Raw genomic sequence first — 18,969 nt, 5'->3', positions numbered from 1 at the left:
AATTTATGAGTTATCAGTGGAACTGATGAAATTCTATATCGCAAGAAAACCTACCTCTGCATCGCGGTCGCTCATCCTTGAAGTGGCCTCGATAGAGGTTTTCTTATCAAAAGCGGACTTTTTGAACAACCTCTATAAGTACTTAAATACCAACCGCTTGAGGAGGTTACAGTACGATGGATAATCCAATGCTGAATCATACGCCCGTGGAACATAAGCCTGTTCCTAAACATCCGAAATCTCAAGACCGACTGTCTGCACAGATATGGAAACACCGCAAAGAATATTTGGCGATCTCCCCTTTTTACATTCTATTTGCCATATTCGGCCTTTTCCCGATTGCCTTCTCGATGTTCCTGTCCTTTCAGAAATGGGACGGCATCGGGGAGATGACCTATAACGGGGTGGGCAACTACCGATTCATGCTCACCGACCCGGAATTCTGGAGAGCCGTCGGCAACACGCTGCTCATCTGGATCTACTCCACGATACCGATGCTGTTTATCGCGCTGGTCGTTGCCTTCCTGCTTAATGCATCATTTGTCCGGTTCCGCACCTTCTTCCGGATCGGCTATTTCCTGCCGAACGTCACCTCACTGGTGGCGGTTGCCATCGTGTTCGGCACCGTATTCTCGAACAATTACGGCCTTCTCAACTATATGCTGTCCTTGCTCGGCCTGAACTCCATCGAGTGGTTGAATAAAACATGGGGCATACAGCTTGCCATTTCGGTCATGGTCATATGGAGATGGGCAGGGTATAACGCCATTATCTATCTTGCCGGGCTGCAGAGCATCCCGACCGTCCTGTACGAAGCAGCCAAAATCGACGGAGCCTCCGGCATTCAATCCTTTTTCAAAATCACCATTCCCAATCTAAGGCCCATCATTCTCTTCACGGTCATTACCTCGACCATCGGCGGCATGCAGATCTTCACCGAGCCGCAGGTGCTTGTCGGTAATGATGGCGGCGTCAGCGGCGGCGGTATGACCATCGTCCTCTACCTGTACCGTGAAGCCTTCGTGAATAACTATTTCGGATATGGCGCTGCCGTCGGCTGGGGCATGTTCCTGCTCATAGCGATCTTTTCCATCGTGAACTGGAAAATGGTGCAAGGCAGTCCGTCCAATGACTGAAATGGGGGTGAATCGTATGTTCAAATGGAAATCCATATTCCTTCACATCGGGTTAATCGCCGGACTGCTGCTGTCGATTTTCCCCTTCTATTGGCTGCTTGTCATGGCAACCCGAACCACTTCGGATATTTACAGCTTTCCTCCGAAACTATGGTTCGGTCCTCACTTGCTTGATAACGTGTCGAGGGTGCTGAGCAGCATTGATTTCTTCGGGGCCTTCTGGAATACCCTGTTCGTGGCTTCCGCTTGTACGCTGCTGGTCTTATTCTTTGATTCCCTGGCCGGATTCACGTTCGCCAAATTCCATTTCCCGGGCAAAAAATGGCTGTTTGTGCTGCTGCTGGCCACCATGATGGCGCCCGCCCAGCTGTCCCTGGTGCCCTCCTTTGTCATTATGGCAGAGTTCGGATGGGTAGGAACTTACAAGGCGCTGATCATTCCCGGAATGGTCAACGCCTTCGGGATCTTCTGGATCAGGCAATATGCACAGGAGTCGGTGCCCTCGGAGCTGCTGGATGCAGGCAAAATCGACGGCTGCGGATTCTTCCGCCTCTACTGGAATATATCGCTGCCGATTCTGCGTCCCGCCCTATCGTTCCTGGCTGCCTTCACGTTCATCGGCGTATGGAATGACTACCTGTGGCCGCTGATTATTCTAAATGATGAGAACAAATTCACCCTGCAGGTTGCGCTTTCCTCATTGAACGGAATATACACGACCGACTATTCGATGGTCATTGCCGGTACGCTGCTCGCCGTCATTCCGCTGATCGTTTTGTTCCTGTTCATCAGCAAGCAATTCATTTCCGATATTGCAGCAGGTGCCATTAAGAGTTAACGGTAAAAGGGTATCCCAAAAGATCTTAGATCTATTGGGATACCCTCTTATTTGTTGTAAGCAGAATTTTCTTTATTTTGACCCCAGATCATATCGCCATACCGTAACCACTACGGCACCATCGCCAGCTTTTCATCTTCCGGAGTTTCACTCTCCTCTTCTGAACCAACGACCGTCTCCCGCTTTAATTCCGCTGTTTCATCCAACTTTTTGCGCCCCATTAACGTTGCTGCCGCAAGTGCTAATGCTGCAGGAACGATTGCCCAAGCAAACGTAGCCGCAATGGAGGAAGCAAGCGAGTCCGAGATCGGCTTGAGCAGCTCGGCCGGGATCAGCGACCTCGTCTCCGGCGCCAATAAGATGTGAGGGTCCTTGAGATCAAATCCTCCAGGCAGCGACTCAGTGTTCATCACGCTCGATCCCGAGGATAAGGAACCGGCAAAGGATCGGCTCTGTATCAACCCGAACACCGTAATCCCAATCGTCATCCCAAGCGACCGCGTAAAGTTAAAGGTAGAACTCGCCATTCCACGCTGCTTATAGGATAAACCATGCATCACGGCAGTACTCAGAACGGAGAACGAGCCGCCGATGCCAAGTCCGATCAGAACCATGTACAGGGTTACGATGAACCTGCTGGATTCCGCGGTTAGCGTCGATGCGAGCACCATCCCTCCCGTGAACAGGACAAGCGTCGGGATCATGATGTTACGATACGATATTTTACTCATCAGAAAACCGCTCACCGTAGCCGTGATGACCGAACCCACCATCATGGGGAGCAGGACGAGCCCCGAGTTCGTTGCGCTTCCGCCGAGTACGCCTTGAATGAAGATTGGAATGTACACGGAAGCCACAATGAAGGATCCTCCGCTGAATAAGCCGCACAGCACGCTGGAGGTATAAAGTTTATTCTTGAACAAACGAAACGAAATGATCGGTTCTTCCGCCCTTCTCTCCGCAAGCACGAAGAGGACCAGCATGACAAACGCCGCAGCAAACAACGCCAGGATAATCCAGGAATTCCACGCCAACTGCTTGCCGCCAAGCTCTAAAGCAAACATGAAACAGATGACGCCTGTCAGGAGCGTAGTGGCGCCCATCCAATCAATCGGCTGTTTGGAGCGTTCATGCGATTCTTTATAGAACAGCGTCACCATCATGAAAGCGACGATGCCGATTGGCAAATTAATATAGAATATCCACTGCCATGTAATTTGATCGGTAATATACGCGCCTGCGAGCGGTCCGAATATGCTGGATAATCCAAACACGGCTCCGAATAACCCGGTAAGCTTACCCCGCTTTTCGAGGGGAACCGTATCGAACATAATCGCGAATGCAATCGGGATCAGCGCGCCGCCGCCAATACCTTGCACGGCACGATATAGCGCCAGCTCGGTAATGGAGTTCGCCGTACCGCACATCACGGAACCCAGCATAAATACAATCATCCCGAATACAAAGAATTTTTTGCGCCCATACATGTCGGACAGCTTGCCGAAGATCGGCATTCCCGCAAGCTCAGCGACCATATAAGCGGAGGTCACCCATACAAAATGATCAAGTCCTCCTAGTTCCCCGACGATATTCCCCATAGCGGTTGCTACGATCGTATTGTCCATGGATGCCATTAATATGCCGAGCAGCAGGCCGGCAAGCACGATGGGTAATTTGTTGGTTGATTGTGTCTTCAAGTTCTCATACACTCCTTCTAAGTAGGTTTCCTTCTTTACTGTCGTCATTGTAATTCATAAAGTATGACAGGTGACTGTCACACTTTTATCCCCGATTCCTCTTTTTCTCAAATTACATATAAATAAAGCCCAGACACTTTATGCGCTCATACCTGGTAGCGTATAATCGGGATATCCAACTCATGCAAGGAGGTTCATGTGGAATGAAGATCAGTGAATTATCGCAAATCAGCCAGGTCAGTGCACGCTCCATCCGGCATTATGAACAAAAAGGCCTGCTTGAAGCCCACAGGCTTGATAATGATTACCGTCAGTTCGACACATCTGCTATCGAGCGGGTCAAAATGATTCAATTGTATTTGAAGCTGGGATTAACGACGGATCAAATCAGAGCTTTATTCAATGGTGAAATTACATCTCCGGATGATTACGAGTACTGCGAGGAAATGCTGTCCATTTACCAAGAGAAGTTAAGTCATGTGGATGGTCAGATCGCTGCTCTCCATGAGTTGAAAAAGCTGCTTGAGCGGCAAATTTCCCTTACGATGAAGAAAAAGAACCAGGTCCCCGTCTGACGACATACGCGGTCCCGAGCGTCAACATGCTCGGGGCCGTTCATTTCGATGATGAGATCCATTATCTGCATACCTCCTTAACATGTTAAAATAAAAGTGTACATCTGAATTGGAGGAAATCTACATATGGACAATTTCGAGAAAAATTTGGAGAAATACGCGGAGCTGGTCGTTAAGGTAGGCGTAAACATTCAGCCAGGCCAAGTGCTGATCGTCAATGCTCCAATCGAAGCCGTAGAGTTGACACGCCGCATCGTGGCCAAGGCATACGATGCCGGTGCCAAATATGTGCAAGTCGACTGGGATGATGAGAGAATCACCCGCATTCGCTACGAGAAAGCACCCGCTGACTCCTTCGGTTATTATCCGCAGTGGCAGGCCGACGCCATGCAGCAGCTTGCTGAAGGCGGAGGCGCCATTCTGCGCATTAAGGTTCCGGATCCGGAGCTGTTCCGCGGCATTGATTCGACCAAAGTATCTACAGCCGTCAAAGCCGCTGCCGTAGCCAGCGAGAAATACCAGGTTTACGTGCGCAACAATAAAATCAGTTGGTCGCTCATTAAAGCCCCCACCCGTGCCTGGGCCGATAAGGTATTCGCGGATCTTCCCGAAGAGGATCGGATTCAAGCCATGTGGGATGCGGTATTCCAGATGAACCGGGTGGGCAGTGAAGATCCGGTTGCCGCTTGGCGGGATCATATTGCTCAGCTGAAGCAACGCCAGAATCACATGAATGCCAAACGCTACAAAAGCTTCCACTATCGTGCGCCGGGAACGGATCTACGCGTGGACATGCCGGAAGGGTATCTCTGGCTCGGCGGCGGCGACGAGAATGAAGCCGGCGTATATTTCGTGGCGAACATGCCGACCGAAGAAATCTACACGATGCCACACCGTACAGGCGTGAACGGGACCGTAACAAGTACGCTGCCGCTTAATCTAAACGGCCGCCTGGTGGAGGGGATCAAGCTCACATTCAGGGACGGCAAGGTTGTCGAGTATGAAGCCGAATCCGGGCGGGAGCATCTCACAACACTGCTGGAAACGGACGAAGGCGCGTCTTATCTGGGAGAAATGGCACTCGTACCGCATGATTCGCCAATCTCCCAGCTGAACCGTGTCTTCTATAACACGGGTATCGATGAGAATGCGTCGTGCCATTTTGCGCTGGGCAGCGCCTACCCTGTCAATATCGAGGGCGGTACCAAAATGAGCAAGGAAGAACTTCTCGCTCGCGGAGCCAATGTCAGTCTGACGCATGTTGATTTCATGATCGGATCGGCCGAGCTGGACATTGATGGCGTGCTGGCTGACGGCACGATTGAACCTGTATTTCGCGGTGGACGATGGGTTTGAAGTAAGTCTGAAATGCCATGATAATCCACCTTCATATTCAATTATTAAGCCCTGCGGCAATCGCAGGGCTTTTCTGATGTACAACCCGAAAGAGGCTGACACTAAAGCTCCAGCTCTAGTGTCAGCCTCATATCCGTTCTTATTTCTTACTTCTTCTCCATGTTCTCCAGCATACGAAGAATCATCATGACGGCTTCCGCCCGGGTCGCGGAATCCCGTGGGGCGAACCGGTTACCTAAGCGCCCGTTCACGATGCCAGCCGCGGTGGCGGCAGCGATTTCCTTCTCTGCCCAAGCCGGAATGGCTTGCTGATCAAGGAATTCCGTTGCTGCTTCTGGTAAGGCAAGGTCCAGGTAACGTGTGATCATGACCGCCATTTCAGAACGGCTGACAGATTGGTTCGGTCTGAATGTGCCGTCTTGATATCCCTTCACAATACCTTCGGATACAGCCCATTGAATCGCTTTAAGCGCCCAGGATCCGATGATGGAACTGTCTTTGAAATTCAGCTTCCCAGCATCCCCTTGTCCATTCAATGCTTTGGCCATCATCACCATAAATTCAGCGCGTGTTACTTGCCGGTCCGGCCTAAAGGTATGATCCGGATAGCCGCCAACGATACCGAGCTGAACGGCTTCCTCTATCGCCGACGAAGCCCAATGTCCCGCGATGTCGGTTAACATCACTGGCTTTGGCTCCGGCTTCGGTTCTTCGGTCACCGGCTTCGTCTTACGATGAATGGTCAACTGGTAAGTGCGGGTCGTACCGTTCTCAGCCCGAATCATCAGCTTCAACAGGTTATCCCCTTCCTTCAACTCGATAACCTGATCCTTCTTCAAGGATTCTTGTCCCAGAAGAACTGTTGCCTTGTTATGCGCCGCATCCACACGGAGCTGCACGGATTCGGCTTCCGTCTCAAGACGGTACTCTGTGATGTTCTCATTAAATGCAGGGGAGAGCTCAGCTGCTTTGCCGCCGATGATCACTTCAAGTCCTTTTAATCGGTTGTCTCCAGATAGTACGTGGCCTCCAGAGGACCCCGAACCCGACTCTGATCCTGATGATGGAGGGTTCACGGTTGAAGGTACCACCGAAGCGTTATAGGTTCGGATCGCGGCTTGCAGATCGCTGATCGCGTCCTGTACTTCCTTGGCAGTTGCATGATCCTGCTGCGCTATGGCGCTGGCTCTTTCAATGGCTGCACGGAGTGCAGACCTTGCTTCTCCCGGATACTGCCCCGGCGATGTGCCTTCCCGTGTTTCTTCAAGCCTTTGCTGTGCCGATGCAATTAATCCAATTAACTCGTTTTTGTCTACTGCTGCTGCCGGTGTTGTGACCGAGTTATGAAGTCCGGCGCTCTCTCCCGCAGCGTTATAGGCCTTTACGGTAAAATGATATCGGGTGTCCGGCTCCAAACCGGAAGCGGTATGCGAATACACATCATCTGTCACGGTAACAACCGGTGCACTCCGCCCTTTCAGATATACACGATATCCATCCACGCCATCATCTGCGGCCGCCTCCGGCCAACTCATGGATACAGCGTTTGAGGTGATGTCCGAAAATTTAAGCTCCCCGGCTGTCCACACAGGCGCACCCGGAATTTCTACGGCTTGAGTGATGACCGTTAATATCTCACTCGGAGCCGATTCCGTGCCTTCCTTGTCCACGGCGGTTACTTTAAATTCATACAGCGTGTCCGGGGTCAGCCCTGCCGCTTCATATACGCTATCCGTGACAGTTGCTACGCGTTCTCCGTCCTGATATACATTATAATTCATCGCATGTTGGTCTGGACTGCTCACGGGATCCCAACCGATTTGAACCGTTGACGATGTCACACTCAGTGCTTTCAGGTTGGTCGGAGCTTCGAGATTCCCTCCATCTGTCGTGAATGTCCACACATCCGAAAGGGTTTTCCCCCCGAATTTGTCTTGTGCGACGACATACCACGAATAGGTTCCATCGGATTGCAGTCCTGCCCATTGCTGAACAACCTCAGTGCCGCTAGCCACGTTCTGCGGTGTACCGATGGACTCCCCTCTCAGATGATTCACTTGGATTGAATCTGTTGCGACCCGCTTTAATTTCGGTTCAAGATCCAGGTTCATCGTAAATTCATCCACACCCGGATTTGTATAATAATTATACTTATCCAAGTATGGCGAATACGTATTCACATAAATCTGATTGCTTTCCTTATCAAAATGCAGCAGTCTCAAGTAACCACTGCCGCCATCGGCATGTCCTTGATAGTCTGCCAGCATCTGATAGACGGTTCTGTCCACATTGCCGTCACCATTATCATCCAATTCATTTTTAAGCAGACTGGCTCCCGTGTAATGGCCGCTTAGAACGGCAACCACGTTGGGATTCGGTACGACAACTTCCTTGTACAATTTATTGCCTATACCGGAACGAGTTCCGTTCGCGAGCATGTAATCGTGGAAATTCAGAAATGCGATACGGTCCGGATATTCTGCGAGAACCTCGTTCATCCACTTTATGTCCTCGTCTTCAACGCCCCATCCCATATACATCATAATGAAGTCGTTGCCTTCAACGGATACAAGGTCATAATGTCCGCGATTGTCCTTGTAGGAACCTCCGTAATATGGCTGATTCTTGTAACGGTTCTCCCCGAAATATTGACTGTAGGTCGTGTAGTCCCAATCGTAGCTTCCCACATCGTGATTCCCGGCAAGCACGCCATGCGGCAGATGTGCATCCTCCAGCATCTTCATGTAATCATCGGCACGTTTCCATTGATACTCAGCTGTCGGGTCGTTCACGATATCACCGGTATGGAACAGATATTTGATGTTCATATCATCGATGGAATCGACAATCCAATCAAATTGCTTCTGCTGTATATGCGGGTACAGCTCCGTTAAGAATTGGGTATCCGATACCCATACAAAAGTGTAATCATAATCCTCACGTGAAGGAATTTCATCCTGTACAATGACATCCACTTTGCTGTTCTGGACGTAGTCTGCCGCCGGCAGTTCGCCTCGAAGCGTAAAATCATCTTCAGACTGCGCAATATGTTTGGTGATCTCCGTCCACTTGTTCAGGTTGTGGTTCCACGCATACATCGTGACCTTGCGGCCCGACATCGTATGTCCCTCCCAAGTAACTTCAACGCGGTCACCCGGCTCCACGGCATGCTCCAGCTCTACCTCAAACCGGATATAAGGGAACTGGGACGTGGAATCGACCGTGACATATTGATCGTTGGATTCAGCTACCAGCCTTAATTCCTCTTCGGTCAGCGCGGTTTCGCCAGCCGGGAACCTATCCTTAGGAGGCTCTTCATCCGAGGCGTTCTTGGATAATTTTACGCGATCGCCACTTAATGCATGATACGGATATGCCTGATGGAAGGAGACCTCAAGCTCGTCATCCGATGGATCGCTGACTTGAACCTTAAGCTCCGGCGATAACCCGGTTCCGCTCTCCATATTTGCTGGTGAGACCAATTCGGGTGCATTCGGATGCTCCGGTGCGGTGTTAAACGTTACCGTACGTTCCGAGATGTTGCCAATCTTGTCCACTGCCCGAATGTCCAGCTTATGGACGCCTGGTTCAAGCTCGGACGATGAAGTATCGTATGGCACCTGGATGGCTCGACCATCTAGCAGTACCTCCACTTGTTCAACGCCGGATACGCTATCCTGTGCAGTCACATCAATGGGAATGCTTCCCTTATAGCTCTTGCCTTCTTCAACAGTCACGTTAATTTCGGGTCCATTGTTATCTACCTGTATGTTGGCAATTGCTTCAGACTTACCCTTTACATGCAAATCAACCTTGTGCAGACCGTCTGTAAACGTCGTGGTATCCCATGCGTGAGACAGGGCCTTTACCTTATCGGCAGAAACATCGAATTGAAACGTTACAAATGGCAGAAACCGTCCATCGTCCCCTAGGTCGTGGATAAGCGCTGGATCGCTAAATTGCGGATCCCGGATTTCTGTCCCGTCTCCTAACAACAGCCGCACGTTGCGGACATTAAAATCATCCATGTTCCCCGTCGGCTTGTCATCCTCGAAATAGGTCTTCTCATTATCGCCGGCCCGCAGGGTAATTTCGTTTGTGCCGCTTGTCAGCCATTGCGGTTCGATGGGGGCAACGATGGTTTGATAACCGTCAATATTCGGCTCTGTCTTGAACAGAACGTTCTTGCCTACGCTCACCGTGTTGATCCCATCGTCAATACCATCGCCTTCAAAAACAAAATAAGCGGAATGCTCCATCACGGGTGTACCTTGAACCGGCTGCCCGTCGATATGAAGCTCGAGATCCGCAGGCGCTGCCCCGTCTGCCGCACCCCGAATATACGTTATCCCGGTGACCGTCTGTTGATCGTCAACATTCAGGCTGGCGCTGGCCCCGTTCCCCGTGAGGTCGACTTCATATTTAGGACTCTCTACTTTCTTAAAGGTGTTGGACACCGTGAAAAAGTACTCCAGCTTGGTGTGTCCCAGCAGCTCCAGATAAGGAATCGTATGACGAAGGCCTTGCTTCCCTTCCTGAAGCTGTACAACCTTGTAATCGTTCTGTCCATCGACACGATAAGATAGCCCAAGTGAAGTAACCATACGATCATCGTGCGCTTCTGCCGTAATCTCCAGATTTTCACCCGGTTCCACATTGGTTGTTGTCGTCCGGTTGGTGACCGTCGGTTCCTTAGTCACATCAATATGTACCGGCTCTGCAGGCACCTCGGAATGCTGCAGCGAACCCGGCGTAGCCTTATGCTCCAGCTGGGAGATCCGCTGCATCTTCAGGCTGCCATCTTCGGGATACTTATAGAATATCCCACGATCAGCTCCGTTATGGACCTCCCCATCATTGTAAAATGCGGACACAATCGGACGGCCGGTATTTGTTACAACCACGAGCTCCCGCATGCGTGAATTGGACATGCCGCCTGAAAATATTTTGACAACGTCGGTGTTTTCAATCAGGTTGGTGCCGTAGTTTTTATTAAAATCAGCAATCGTGGATTTGCTGTTCTGAGCATTAATGATCCAGAACACCAGCGTGCCTCTGGATGGAATCATCACCTCATCGGGTACATGAGCCCAAAGGGTATCACTCTCCAAGTAACGATAACGAATTTTGTAATGGCTGAAATCGATGTCTTGATCGGTATTGTTATATACTTCAATAAATTCATATCCGTCGGCGGTTCCTACATTCGTGGAATCAGGAACAAGCTCGGTGATCAGGAGTTCAGGCATGTTGTTAGGCAAGGTGGATGACTGGGCTGAAGCCTGTTCTGCAAATCCGGTAAACGAGGCCGACAACACGATACAGAGGATCAAGAAGCAGGAGATACATCGATTCAGGACGATCTTAGACAATGGAAAACCTCCTAGAAATGATTTTTTGAACAATCAATTCAGTTTCCCAATTCTCCAGGTCTCCATGGGATTTCCAAATTTTAATTAAAGCGCTTTCAATATCATATCCCTCACTCTATCTGATTTAGGCTATCCCCTTGAGAGATCCATTTAGCACTTCACCTCCTAAGATCAATAATTGCATATTCCCTTCGTTTTTTAAACCACTTTATGTAAAATCTGATAAATGATACGCAAGTCCCGGAAATCAGCTAGCCTTCTAGTAAAATAGGATAATATCCGAACAGACCTTCATCACTATATCTTAAGTAAGCATCCATATCTCAAGATCCACAAACGAAACCGGCATGGCGTTTAAAGATCATTACTTCCGATCTATTCATTTCTTATCCGTTTCATCTTTGGGCAAGCATTGTTCATCATCCTTTCTCATAGGATGCAGTTTGTGCTTATTCTGCACAAAAAAAAGACCCCGCGAATGATATCGCAGGATCCTTATCAGTGGGAAGCGAATTTGTTATTCATTATGCAGCCATTTTCCAATTGCTAGGGTGCCTTACCTGAAAAGAATCGAAGAAACTTCGCTCTCCTTCTCCTTTTACGAGTGTTCATGGCGAATCAACTGCCTTTCGGAATGACATGATGTTCTTCCGTCCGTCGATTGACAATACCACTTCCCACTTGTTCTATATTTACCCGGTCCTCGGGAAGTGAAACACTTTGGCCCGAACTTTCTATCGAATATGGAGATCAGCTATGTACCCCTTCATTTGTATACATGATTGCGGCCGCTCACACACTCTTCATCGTCTGGGACAGTTGTACCAGCTTGTTCATCGTTTTCCAATTCCGCATCGTCATCGGCACGCCGAGCTTCGACAACTGAACCGCCAGCTTGGAATTCCGAACGCTTTCCTTGAACAGTAAGTAAACCTCTTCACCGATCACCTCGAAGATTTCCTTTTCGTTCACATAAAGCCTTAATTTCTCCACAACTTCAGCAGCAGGCGCTTCCGTCAGCATGGCAACATAAAGACTCTCCAACTCCGACGCTGCCTCCGCTTGACGCAGCGTTTCTTCCGAAAATGGACAGTTCCGAACGATCCCCTCGATTTCCTCGGAGGTTCTAACAATTACCGATATCGGGAAGCCGAACGTTTCAAGTATGCTCTGCTCTATTTGAACGCGCAGCGTTTCCTTGGATTCCCCGGATTCAAAGAGCACGTTTCCGCTCTGGATGTAGGTCTGCACGCGAGCTAGTCCCATCGATTCAAGCATCTTTCTTAAATCGGCCATCTTGATTTTATTGTGTCCGCCTACGTTGATTCCTCTAAGCAGCGCAATGTAGATTGTCATCCAAGCATCCTTTCCAGAATCAGACCTGCCGTCTTCTCCCCGTTTGCAATGCAATCCGGTATACCCACTCCATAATAGGAGCACCCCGCCAGCATAACGTTAGGATACAGGTCATCCATTTTCTGTTCCAATGACTCCACGATTTGCCGGTGCTTCAAATGATAATTCGGCATATTGTCATGCCATTTGGTGACTTCACAAGAGATCGGCTCGGCCTTAATGCCAAGGCTTTGGCTGATATCGCCCATCCCGATCTGTTTCAATTCTTCATCGGACAAACGGATCAGCTCCTCATAATGCGGATTGGAGCTCTTGTAGAATAATCGCATCAATAACCGCTTGTTCTCGGAGGTATGCTCCCATTTCCGGCTCGTCCAGGTGCAAGCATCACACTTCAACCGGGTTCCCTTGGCCGTAATGAATCCCGTTCCATCATAGGGAAGCTCTTCGTCTTGAATATCATAGGCAAGATACACGCTGATGAGCGATTTGGTATACAGCTGGTCAAAGTCCTCATGAAGCAGCGGATCTTGCAGCAGATCCTTTGCGGCGGTTCCGAGCGTGCTTAAAACAACAAAATCAGCTTCAAGCTTTTCGCCATTTGCCAACGTCACCCCGTAGCCGCTGGCTGCTTTCTCCAGCTTCTCTGCGGCAACGCCTTTGTATATCTTCGCGCCTGCTTGTATCACGGTCCGTTCCAATGCATCAATCAATACGGAGACTCCGTCTTTGAAGGAAAGAAATTTCTTATTGCCTGAGCCAAGGAATTTCTGTTTATTCTCGGCCAAACCACCCATGATGCTGCCGTACGTGTTTTTATACTCCAGTAAATAGGGAAACGTGGACGCAATTGTCAGGTCATGAAGCTCTCCGGAATAGACGCCCGATATGACCGGAGCGATCTGATTCTGCACGATTTCCTTGCCAAGGAAGGCTTCAAGAAACTCTCCCAAAGAATCATCCTTGGTAAACGTTTCATTCGGCGTGTAATAGTCCTTGAGCGCCTCCACCTTTCCCTCGGCAGAAACAAGCTCGCTTTCGGCCAAGGATTTTAGGCTAAGCGGTATGCCGAATACGCTCTCATCCGGGATTCTTTTCAAACCTGCAGTCGTATATATGAAAGAAGTCCCCGTGGCATTATACACAACCTGGTCCGTTAACTGAAGCTCCTGCAGAAGTGGTGCCACATTCGTTTTCCGGGATACGATCGAATCCGCTCCGGTTTCCATAATAAATTCACCGTTCTGAACGGTACGGATTTTGCCTCCCAGCGTTTCACTTGCCTCGACAAGCACCAGTTCCATATCCTGTTGATGTTGATTCAACTCTTTTTGCAGATAGTATAAGGTCGAAAGTCCGGTAATGCCGCCGCCGATGACTACGGTAGTTGTCACTGTACATACACCTCTATTATGTAGGTTCATAACATCTTAATCCTGATCGTTACCATTGTATCCAATTTCTAAGTATATCATAGAGCCCGTACTTCCGAGGACGCCATTCCCTCAATATTGTGAACAGAACCGTTATACCTAACTACCGACTTTCCGTCGCGAGAAAACAGCATCAGACATCACGCGTACTGCTCCCTTTGCTTCACGTACGGGGCTCCATGGGCATGCTTGGATGGTTGTCGCCAGCAAAAAAACCCGCGAGATCACTCGCAGGTTTTTTTCCGTGGGAAGCGGTCTATTCTATTCTAACGCAATCTTTCCATTGCTCAAGGTGTACTTTGGAATCATTCAGGCTGTGTCGTCCTTATTCCTCGTCATGTTGTACATGGGTATCAAATCCTTTCGGTAATTCCGACTTAACGTCTTGTTATCCGTCTGGTGTTGATGTGTGTTTCCACTTCCCACTTAGGATATATATACCCGGTGCACGGTTGATGAAACAGATGTATCATTCTTTTTTTTGCTTCGCCAGGAACTTTATTTATCCTCGGTCAATACTTCAAGCAAGCCCGCCGGAAGCTCATACTTGCGGTTGTTGATCTGAATGCTCTTCAGTTCCTCCAGCAGCGAATCATCGCTTTCCGAGTCCTTAATGGCCTGCACCTCATGGTGTAACTGCTCCATCTGACGGTCCAGCGCGTTAGCCGTATCCGCAGCCTTCTTAAGCTCTTCCAGCAGATGCTGAGGAACGGACTTATTATATTTGTAGAAAATTTTATGCTCCAAACTCGCCCAGAAATCCATGGCAATGGTTCGAATTTGGACTTCAACGCATACCTTCTCCACCCGGTCGGAGAAAAACACAGGCACTTCCACTAACAGATGCAGGCTTTGGTATCCGTTCGGCTTCGGATTCTTGATATAATCTTTGACGTTTAATACCGTTAAATCGCTCTGCTTCTGCAGCATGTCGCTGATTTTGTATATGTCGGTAATGAAGGAGCAGGTGATTCTTAGACCCGCAATGTCTTTGATATTATCTTCTATGGAACTGAGAGAGATGTTTCCGCCTTTTCGAAGCAGCTTTTTCATGATGCTCTCCGGGGACTTCAGGCGGGATTTCGTATGTTCGATCGGGCTATAATCATGAAGAGCCTGGAACTCCTCTTTTAATATCTCCATTTTGGTTTCGATCTCATCTAGCGCGAATTTGTATTTCATCATGAATCGGGTAATTTCATTCCGAATGATTTTAAGCTGTTCGATTTGCAAAGAATTCATGGGATACTTCCTTTCGATTGTGTGATTCAGAGCCGTGATGACTCGAGTAATAAATAAAAACAAAACACGCTGCTAACATACCAGAAGTTCTGTTCCCTCTTTAAATAGTAGTTGATATTGAGGTGCCACTGCAACTTTAGTGTTGTAACGTCAAAAAGACGCTGCAACCGGGAGGTCGCAACGTCTTTTATCCTATGCCAACATCGTGCTGCTTGTTATCGTTGTGCCACCTATCTTTGTACCGCCGGCAATCCGCCCCGTTTCTGCGCCGCTATCTGCGGATACGCAATGCCCAGCAGGATCACGATAACCCCGATCCATTGCAGCGCAGTCACCTGCTCGCTCAGCACCAGCACCGAAGCAATAACGGCAACGGGCAGCTCTCCGGCACCAAGAATGGTTGCCAATCCCGTACTGATTTTGGGCGCACCGAGTGCGAATAGCAGAACTGGAAGAACAACGCCGAATACGCCTAAGATTAAGCCGAACAGCCATAACCCGTTGTCAAACAGGGATATCTCCGTGTACGCTTTCGGCGTGAACAGGATCGTCAGCAGAATAAGACCACCCGTTGAGGTATAAAAGCTCCGGGTAATGGGTGACATCTGCGTCTCGACCCGGCCGCTGAAGAAGACAAACAAAGCCATCATCAATGCCGCGGTCAGCCCCAATAATGTCCCTTTCCAATTCAATTGAATCTCGCCTGCACCCAACATCCCCCCAGCCATCATCGTCCCGACGAACAGGATGATAACGGAGATGACAGTGGATTTATCCGGCCATTGCCGTTTCACAACAGCTTCGATAATGACGCCGATCCAGGTGAATTGAAATAGAAGCACGACGGCGATCGATGCCGGAATGCTCTGAAGGGCAAGGTAATACGTGACGCCTGTAAGACATGTACATAACCCAACCCCGGCTAGCCTTAGGAATTGCTTGCCCGTGACCTTTTGTCGTCCAAATAACAGCATCAGCAGCAGCAGAATGAGCCAGCCTGTCCCGAATTGGCTGATCATTACGTCCTGAAATAAGAACCCTTCCTGGTAAGCAAGCTTTACAACCGTTGACAGAATTCCGAAACAGCAGGCTCCCAAAAATACGAAGAATGAATTTTTCAACAAATGCAACAACGTGAACCTCCCCCTTACGCAACAAAAAACCCCACTTTCACTGTTTTGGAATCCAGAAAACAGTAAAAAGTGGGGTTGACTCTGTTTGATATTGAATTATGGTCTTATCTTAAGACAAAAACTCAACATTGTAAATACCAACCACTAATTAAGAAGACAACTTTGCAAACATCTCTCTCAATTTAGCAACGGCTTCGATCTCCCGAGCTTTAATATCCTCTACCAGCGTTATCGCTGTCGTTTCTTGATCATCCGAATTAGGCTCTCCGCCTACCGGAAACGGGAACATCTGATGCAGGACACTGAATTTCTCGCACATTCCCGTATATAAAACGCTGGCTTCTTTAAACTGCTGCGTGAGCTCCGGTCCTTCGGTATTCGCATCTGGCCATGCTGCTATCAGTTCCTTGAAGAACTCAGCAGCGTAATACCGGGCATCTCTTAATACCTCGATGTTGTATGCATGGCCGTTCGGTTCGATCTTCCGACCCTGCAGCGATTCGATCCAAGCATCATATGCCGCAATCCCCTTCACTGCCGTCGGTACCACGCTTTCTTTCCCCTCATATTGTTCGATGGCGGTTTCGAGCGCAAGTCGAAGCTGCTGCTGAAGCGTTAAATCGACCGACCCCTCAACGGCCAGAACGAACAGCTCTTCCATTACACTCCTTCCGAGATTCTCATAAGCGAGCGTATCCGCTTTTCCGCATACTTCCCCATAGAGGGTTCTGGACTCATCGTCATAGCCATACAGCGTACCAAATTCGGGAAAGAAAATATCCCATGCCAGCACAGGGTATCCGCGGTCCAGCGAGCTATGAATCAAATCAAGGGCCCTTGGCAGCTCCTGATGAATGCTGCGCTTGCCCATGGCACTCTTATCCAGGGCAGATGGATCCAGCAGATTCGCATTGGTACCGATGCCGTCCGACATGCCGTCGATGAATTTGGAATGGAAGCCGATATTATGAAGACCCCGGGATAATACTTCGCCAAAAAAATACGCAGTCGGACCTGCAATGTGAACCTGATCCGGGATGATGTTGATTCGGAATGCGTGACCTGTAAGCCCCATAACCATCGGCAGGGATAGCTTCCGATCTGTAAATTGCAGCATTTTATACGTGGCATCCGCAGCGGTTGTCCAAGTTTTGATTTCTTTCAACGATCCTTCGTACTGTAGAATCTTCTTATTCATAATTCCCAAGTCCCTTCTCGTCTTAATATAAGAGTCAACGGTGACGCGGATTTTTTCTTGGATCACTTTCTTCCGTGATCTCGAAATAATCTGATACACATTGGCCGAAGTGAGCTGAAACAAGTCAGCAATTTCTTGCGGGGACAGCTGATCGAAAAAATGAGATTCGAAAATAAGCCGTTCGCGTGGCTTCAGGCGTTGAATGATGTCCGTTAAAACACGCAGCGTCTCTTGCTGGACGATTCGTTCCTCCGGCACGTTGAATCCTGCGGTCGCTTCGGCTGAAGAATGATGGAGCCTTCCCAGAATGCTGTCCAGATTCCTCCACTGATCTGCACCCCCGGCGCTATCATCCCTTCCCCTGCCTTCAAGCTCGGTGAATGTCTGCTCTTTCATCGCGGAGCTTCCCTTAAGCCGGGTATAGGCCTGATTCCGTACGATCCGATGCACCCAGGGCAGGAAACGCCGGGTATCGACCAGTTTGCCCAAGTGCAAAAATGCCCGGACCAATGCATCCTGTACAACGTCCTCTGCCAGGTAGGACTCCCGGGTTATAGCTCTCGCATAGCCATAAACCTTGGACCGATGACGCCGAACAAGCTCTCCGAAAGCTTCCCGCTCCCCTGCCTGGGCATATTTTACCAACTCCTGATCTTCCATCTCATCCCACTGGACCGTTCTGTCTGCTGGCGTTTCCAATTGCTCAAACCCTCTTTCGTAGCGTTGACTACTTATATGACCAGAGAAGTTCGTCATTTCTGACAACGTCATTCAAAAATATTATACCTTGATATGATTAAGCCTGGTGCCATGTTGTGAATAACCCCGCCATCATTGCGAGGTCAAGTCCTGCCCCTTTTTTCCATTCCGCGATTAAGTCAAATATGTCAGAATATAGTCCTTGCAGGCAATGGACAAAAGACGCCCAATAATGCGACAATATACTCTGCATGTCATATCTTATATAGTAAGAATAACGAAGTTGTACCACTACACTCAAAGAAGCAACGTTGCACTTATAGGAAGGGAACGAAAGCATGGCTCAATTATTTTTTAAGTACGGTTCTATGAACAGTGGTAAATCCATCGAAATTTTGAAAGTCGCCCATAACTACGAAGAACAGAACAAACCGGTGCTCCTTTTTACATCCGCTATCGATGACCGGGATGCCGTTGGGTATGTATCCTCGCGAATCGGCCTGCGACGCGAAGCGATACCTATATCCGATACGACCGACATCTACGGGATTGTGAAGGAGCATCAGCCTAAGCCATACTGCGTTCTGGTTGACGAATGCCAGTTCCTGTCCAAGGACAGCATCCTGCAGCTCGTTCGGATCGTAGATGAGCTCAACGTGCCTGTCATGGGCTTCGGATTGAAGAATGATTTCCGGAACGAGCTGTTTGAAGGCAGCCGCTGGATGCTGATTTACGCCGATAAAATCGAGGAAATGAAGACGATCTGCTGGTTCTGCGAGCGTAAAGCGATTATGAACCTTCGCGTCATTGACGGTAAACCCGTATATACCGGCGAGCAGATCCTGATCGGAGGGAATGATACCTACTTCCCCGTTTGCCGCAAGTGTCATACCAATCCCCCTTTAGCATAAGACTTTTACGAACAATCCACCAT

General features: G+C 49.1%; 13 protein-coding genes. 6 read left to right on the top strand and 7 right to left on the bottom strand.

The features are described 5' to 3' along the window. From DP091_RS31640 to DP091_RS26515, 3 genes are all read left to right on the top strand, one after another. The coding region (locus DP091_RS31640; RefSeq protein WP_220091185.1) for a hypothetical protein at positions 1–184 on the top strand (184 nt) is incomplete at its 5' end. Continuing rightward, on the top strand, positions 177–1,136 hold the full coding sequence (locus tag DP091_RS26520; protein WP_113061136.1) for a carbohydrate ABC transporter permease: 960 nt from the start codon (positions 177–179) through the stop codon (positions 1,134–1,136). The genes DP091_RS31640 and DP091_RS26520, both read left to right, overlap by 8 nt. A gap of 16 nt (positions 1,137–1,152) precedes the next feature. Further along, a complete protein-coding gene (locus tag DP091_RS26515) occupies positions 1,153–1,974 on the top strand; it encodes a carbohydrate ABC transporter permease (RefSeq protein ID WP_113061135.1) in 822 nt (273 codons plus the stop codon). 110 nt (positions 1,975–2,084) lie between these two features. Here DP091_RS26515 and DP091_RS26510 read toward each other — a convergent pair whose 3' ends face one another. Further along, positions 2,085–3,671: an MDR family MFS transporter gene (locus tag DP091_RS26510; RefSeq protein ID WP_113061134.1), complete on the bottom strand. Its 1,587-nt coding sequence runs from the start codon at positions 3,669–3,671 to the stop codon at positions 2,085–2,087. A gap of 203 nt (positions 3,672–3,874) precedes the next feature. Between DP091_RS26510 and DP091_RS26505 the strand changes: the two genes are divergently transcribed. Next, a complete protein-coding gene (locus DP091_RS26505; RefSeq protein ID WP_113061133.1) occupies positions 3,875–4,246 on the top strand; it encodes a MerR family transcriptional regulator in 372 nt (123 codons plus the stop codon). Between the two features lie 126 nt (positions 4,247–4,372). Next, on the top strand, positions 4,373–5,602 hold the full coding sequence (locus tag DP091_RS26500) for an aminopeptidase (protein ID WP_113061132.1): 1,230 nt from the start codon (positions 4,373–4,375) through the stop codon (positions 5,600–5,602). A gap of 146 nt (positions 5,603–5,748) precedes the next feature. On the opposite strand, the gene DP091_RS26495 is transcribed toward DP091_RS26500, so the two are convergent. From DP091_RS26495 to DP091_RS26470, 6 genes are all read right to left on the bottom strand, one after another. Next, positions 5,749–10,974 carry an S-layer homology domain-containing protein gene (locus DP091_RS26495; protein WP_113061131.1) on the bottom strand — a complete coding sequence of 1,742 codons (5,226 nt, stop codon included), beginning with the start codon at positions 10,972–10,974 and terminating at the stop codon, positions 5,749–5,751. Positions 10,975–11,766: 792 nt separating this feature from the next. Then, complete coding sequence (locus DP091_RS26490) at positions 11,767–12,330, bottom strand: DUF1697 domain-containing protein (RefSeq protein ID WP_113061130.1); 564 nt, start codon at positions 12,328–12,330, stop codon at positions 11,767–11,769. Next, entirely contained in the window at positions 12,327–13,724 is a 1,398-nt protein-coding gene (locus DP091_RS26485; RefSeq protein ID WP_113061129.1) for a protoporphyrinogen oxidase, read from the bottom strand. Before DP091_RS26485 ends, DP091_RS26490 begins: the two co-directional genes overlap by 4 nt. 537 nt (positions 13,725–14,261) lie before the next feature. After that, positions 14,262–15,005 (bottom strand): GTP pyrophosphokinase, encoded by a 744-nt coding sequence (locus tag DP091_RS26480; RefSeq protein WP_100537787.1) that lies wholly within the window; start codon positions 15,003–15,005, stop codon positions 14,262–14,264. A 230-nt stretch (positions 15,006–15,235) separates the two neighbouring features. Beyond that, positions 15,236–16,135, bottom strand: coding sequence for an EamA family transporter (locus DP091_RS26475; RefSeq protein WP_258394705.1), 900 nt, complete (start codon positions 16,133–16,135; stop codon positions 15,236–15,238). Positions 16,136–16,286: 151 nt separating this feature from the next. Then, complete coding sequence (locus DP091_RS26470) at positions 16,287–18,035, bottom strand: RNA polymerase sigma factor (RefSeq protein WP_113061127.1); 1,749 nt, start codon at positions 18,033–18,035, stop codon at positions 16,287–16,289. A 338-nt stretch (positions 18,036–18,373) separates the two neighbouring features. On the opposite strand from DP091_RS26470, the gene DP091_RS26465 reads away from it, so the two are divergent. Further along, a complete protein-coding gene (locus DP091_RS26465) occupies positions 18,374–18,946 on the top strand; it encodes a thymidine kinase (RefSeq protein ID WP_113061126.1) in 573 nt (190 codons plus the stop codon). The last annotated feature ends 23 nt before the right edge of the window (positions 18,947–18,969 follow it).

Source organism: Paenibacillus sp. MDMC362, assembly GCF_003269305.1.
In the GTDB taxonomy this organism is placed as follows: domain Bacteria; phylum Bacillota; class Bacilli; order Paenibacillales; family Paenibacillaceae; genus Paenibacillus_AQ.
This window is presented reverse-complemented; position numbering and strand designations above follow the sequence as displayed.

Bases quoted from the DNA above. Each gene is read 5' to 3' on its own strand.
- DP091_RS26500 (WP_113061132.1), top strand. From the start codon at position 4,373: ATGGACAATTTCGAGAAAAATTTGGAGAAATACGCGGAGCTGGTCGTT.
- DP091_RS26490 (WP_113061130.1), bottom strand. From the start codon at position 12,330: ATGACAATCTACATTGCGCTGCTTAGAGGAATCAACGTAGGCGGACAC.
- DP091_RS26480 (WP_100537787.1), bottom strand. From the start codon at position 15,005: ATGAATTCTTTGCAAATCGAACAGCTTAAAATCATTCGGAATGAAATT.
- DP091_RS26515 (WP_113061135.1), top strand. From the start codon at position 1,153: ATGTTCAAATGGAAATCCATATTCCTTCACATCGGGTTAATCGCCGGA.
- DP091_RS26465 (WP_113061126.1), top strand. From the start codon at position 18,374: ATGGCTCAATTATTTTTTAAGTACGGTTCTATGAACAGTGGTAAATCC.
- DP091_RS26505 (WP_113061133.1), top strand. From the start codon at position 3,875: ATGAAGATCAGTGAATTATCGCAAATCAGCCAGGTCAGTGCACGCTCC.
- DP091_RS26520 (WP_113061136.1), top strand. From the start codon at position 177: ATGGATAATCCAATGCTGAATCATACGCCCGTGGAACATAAGCCTGTT.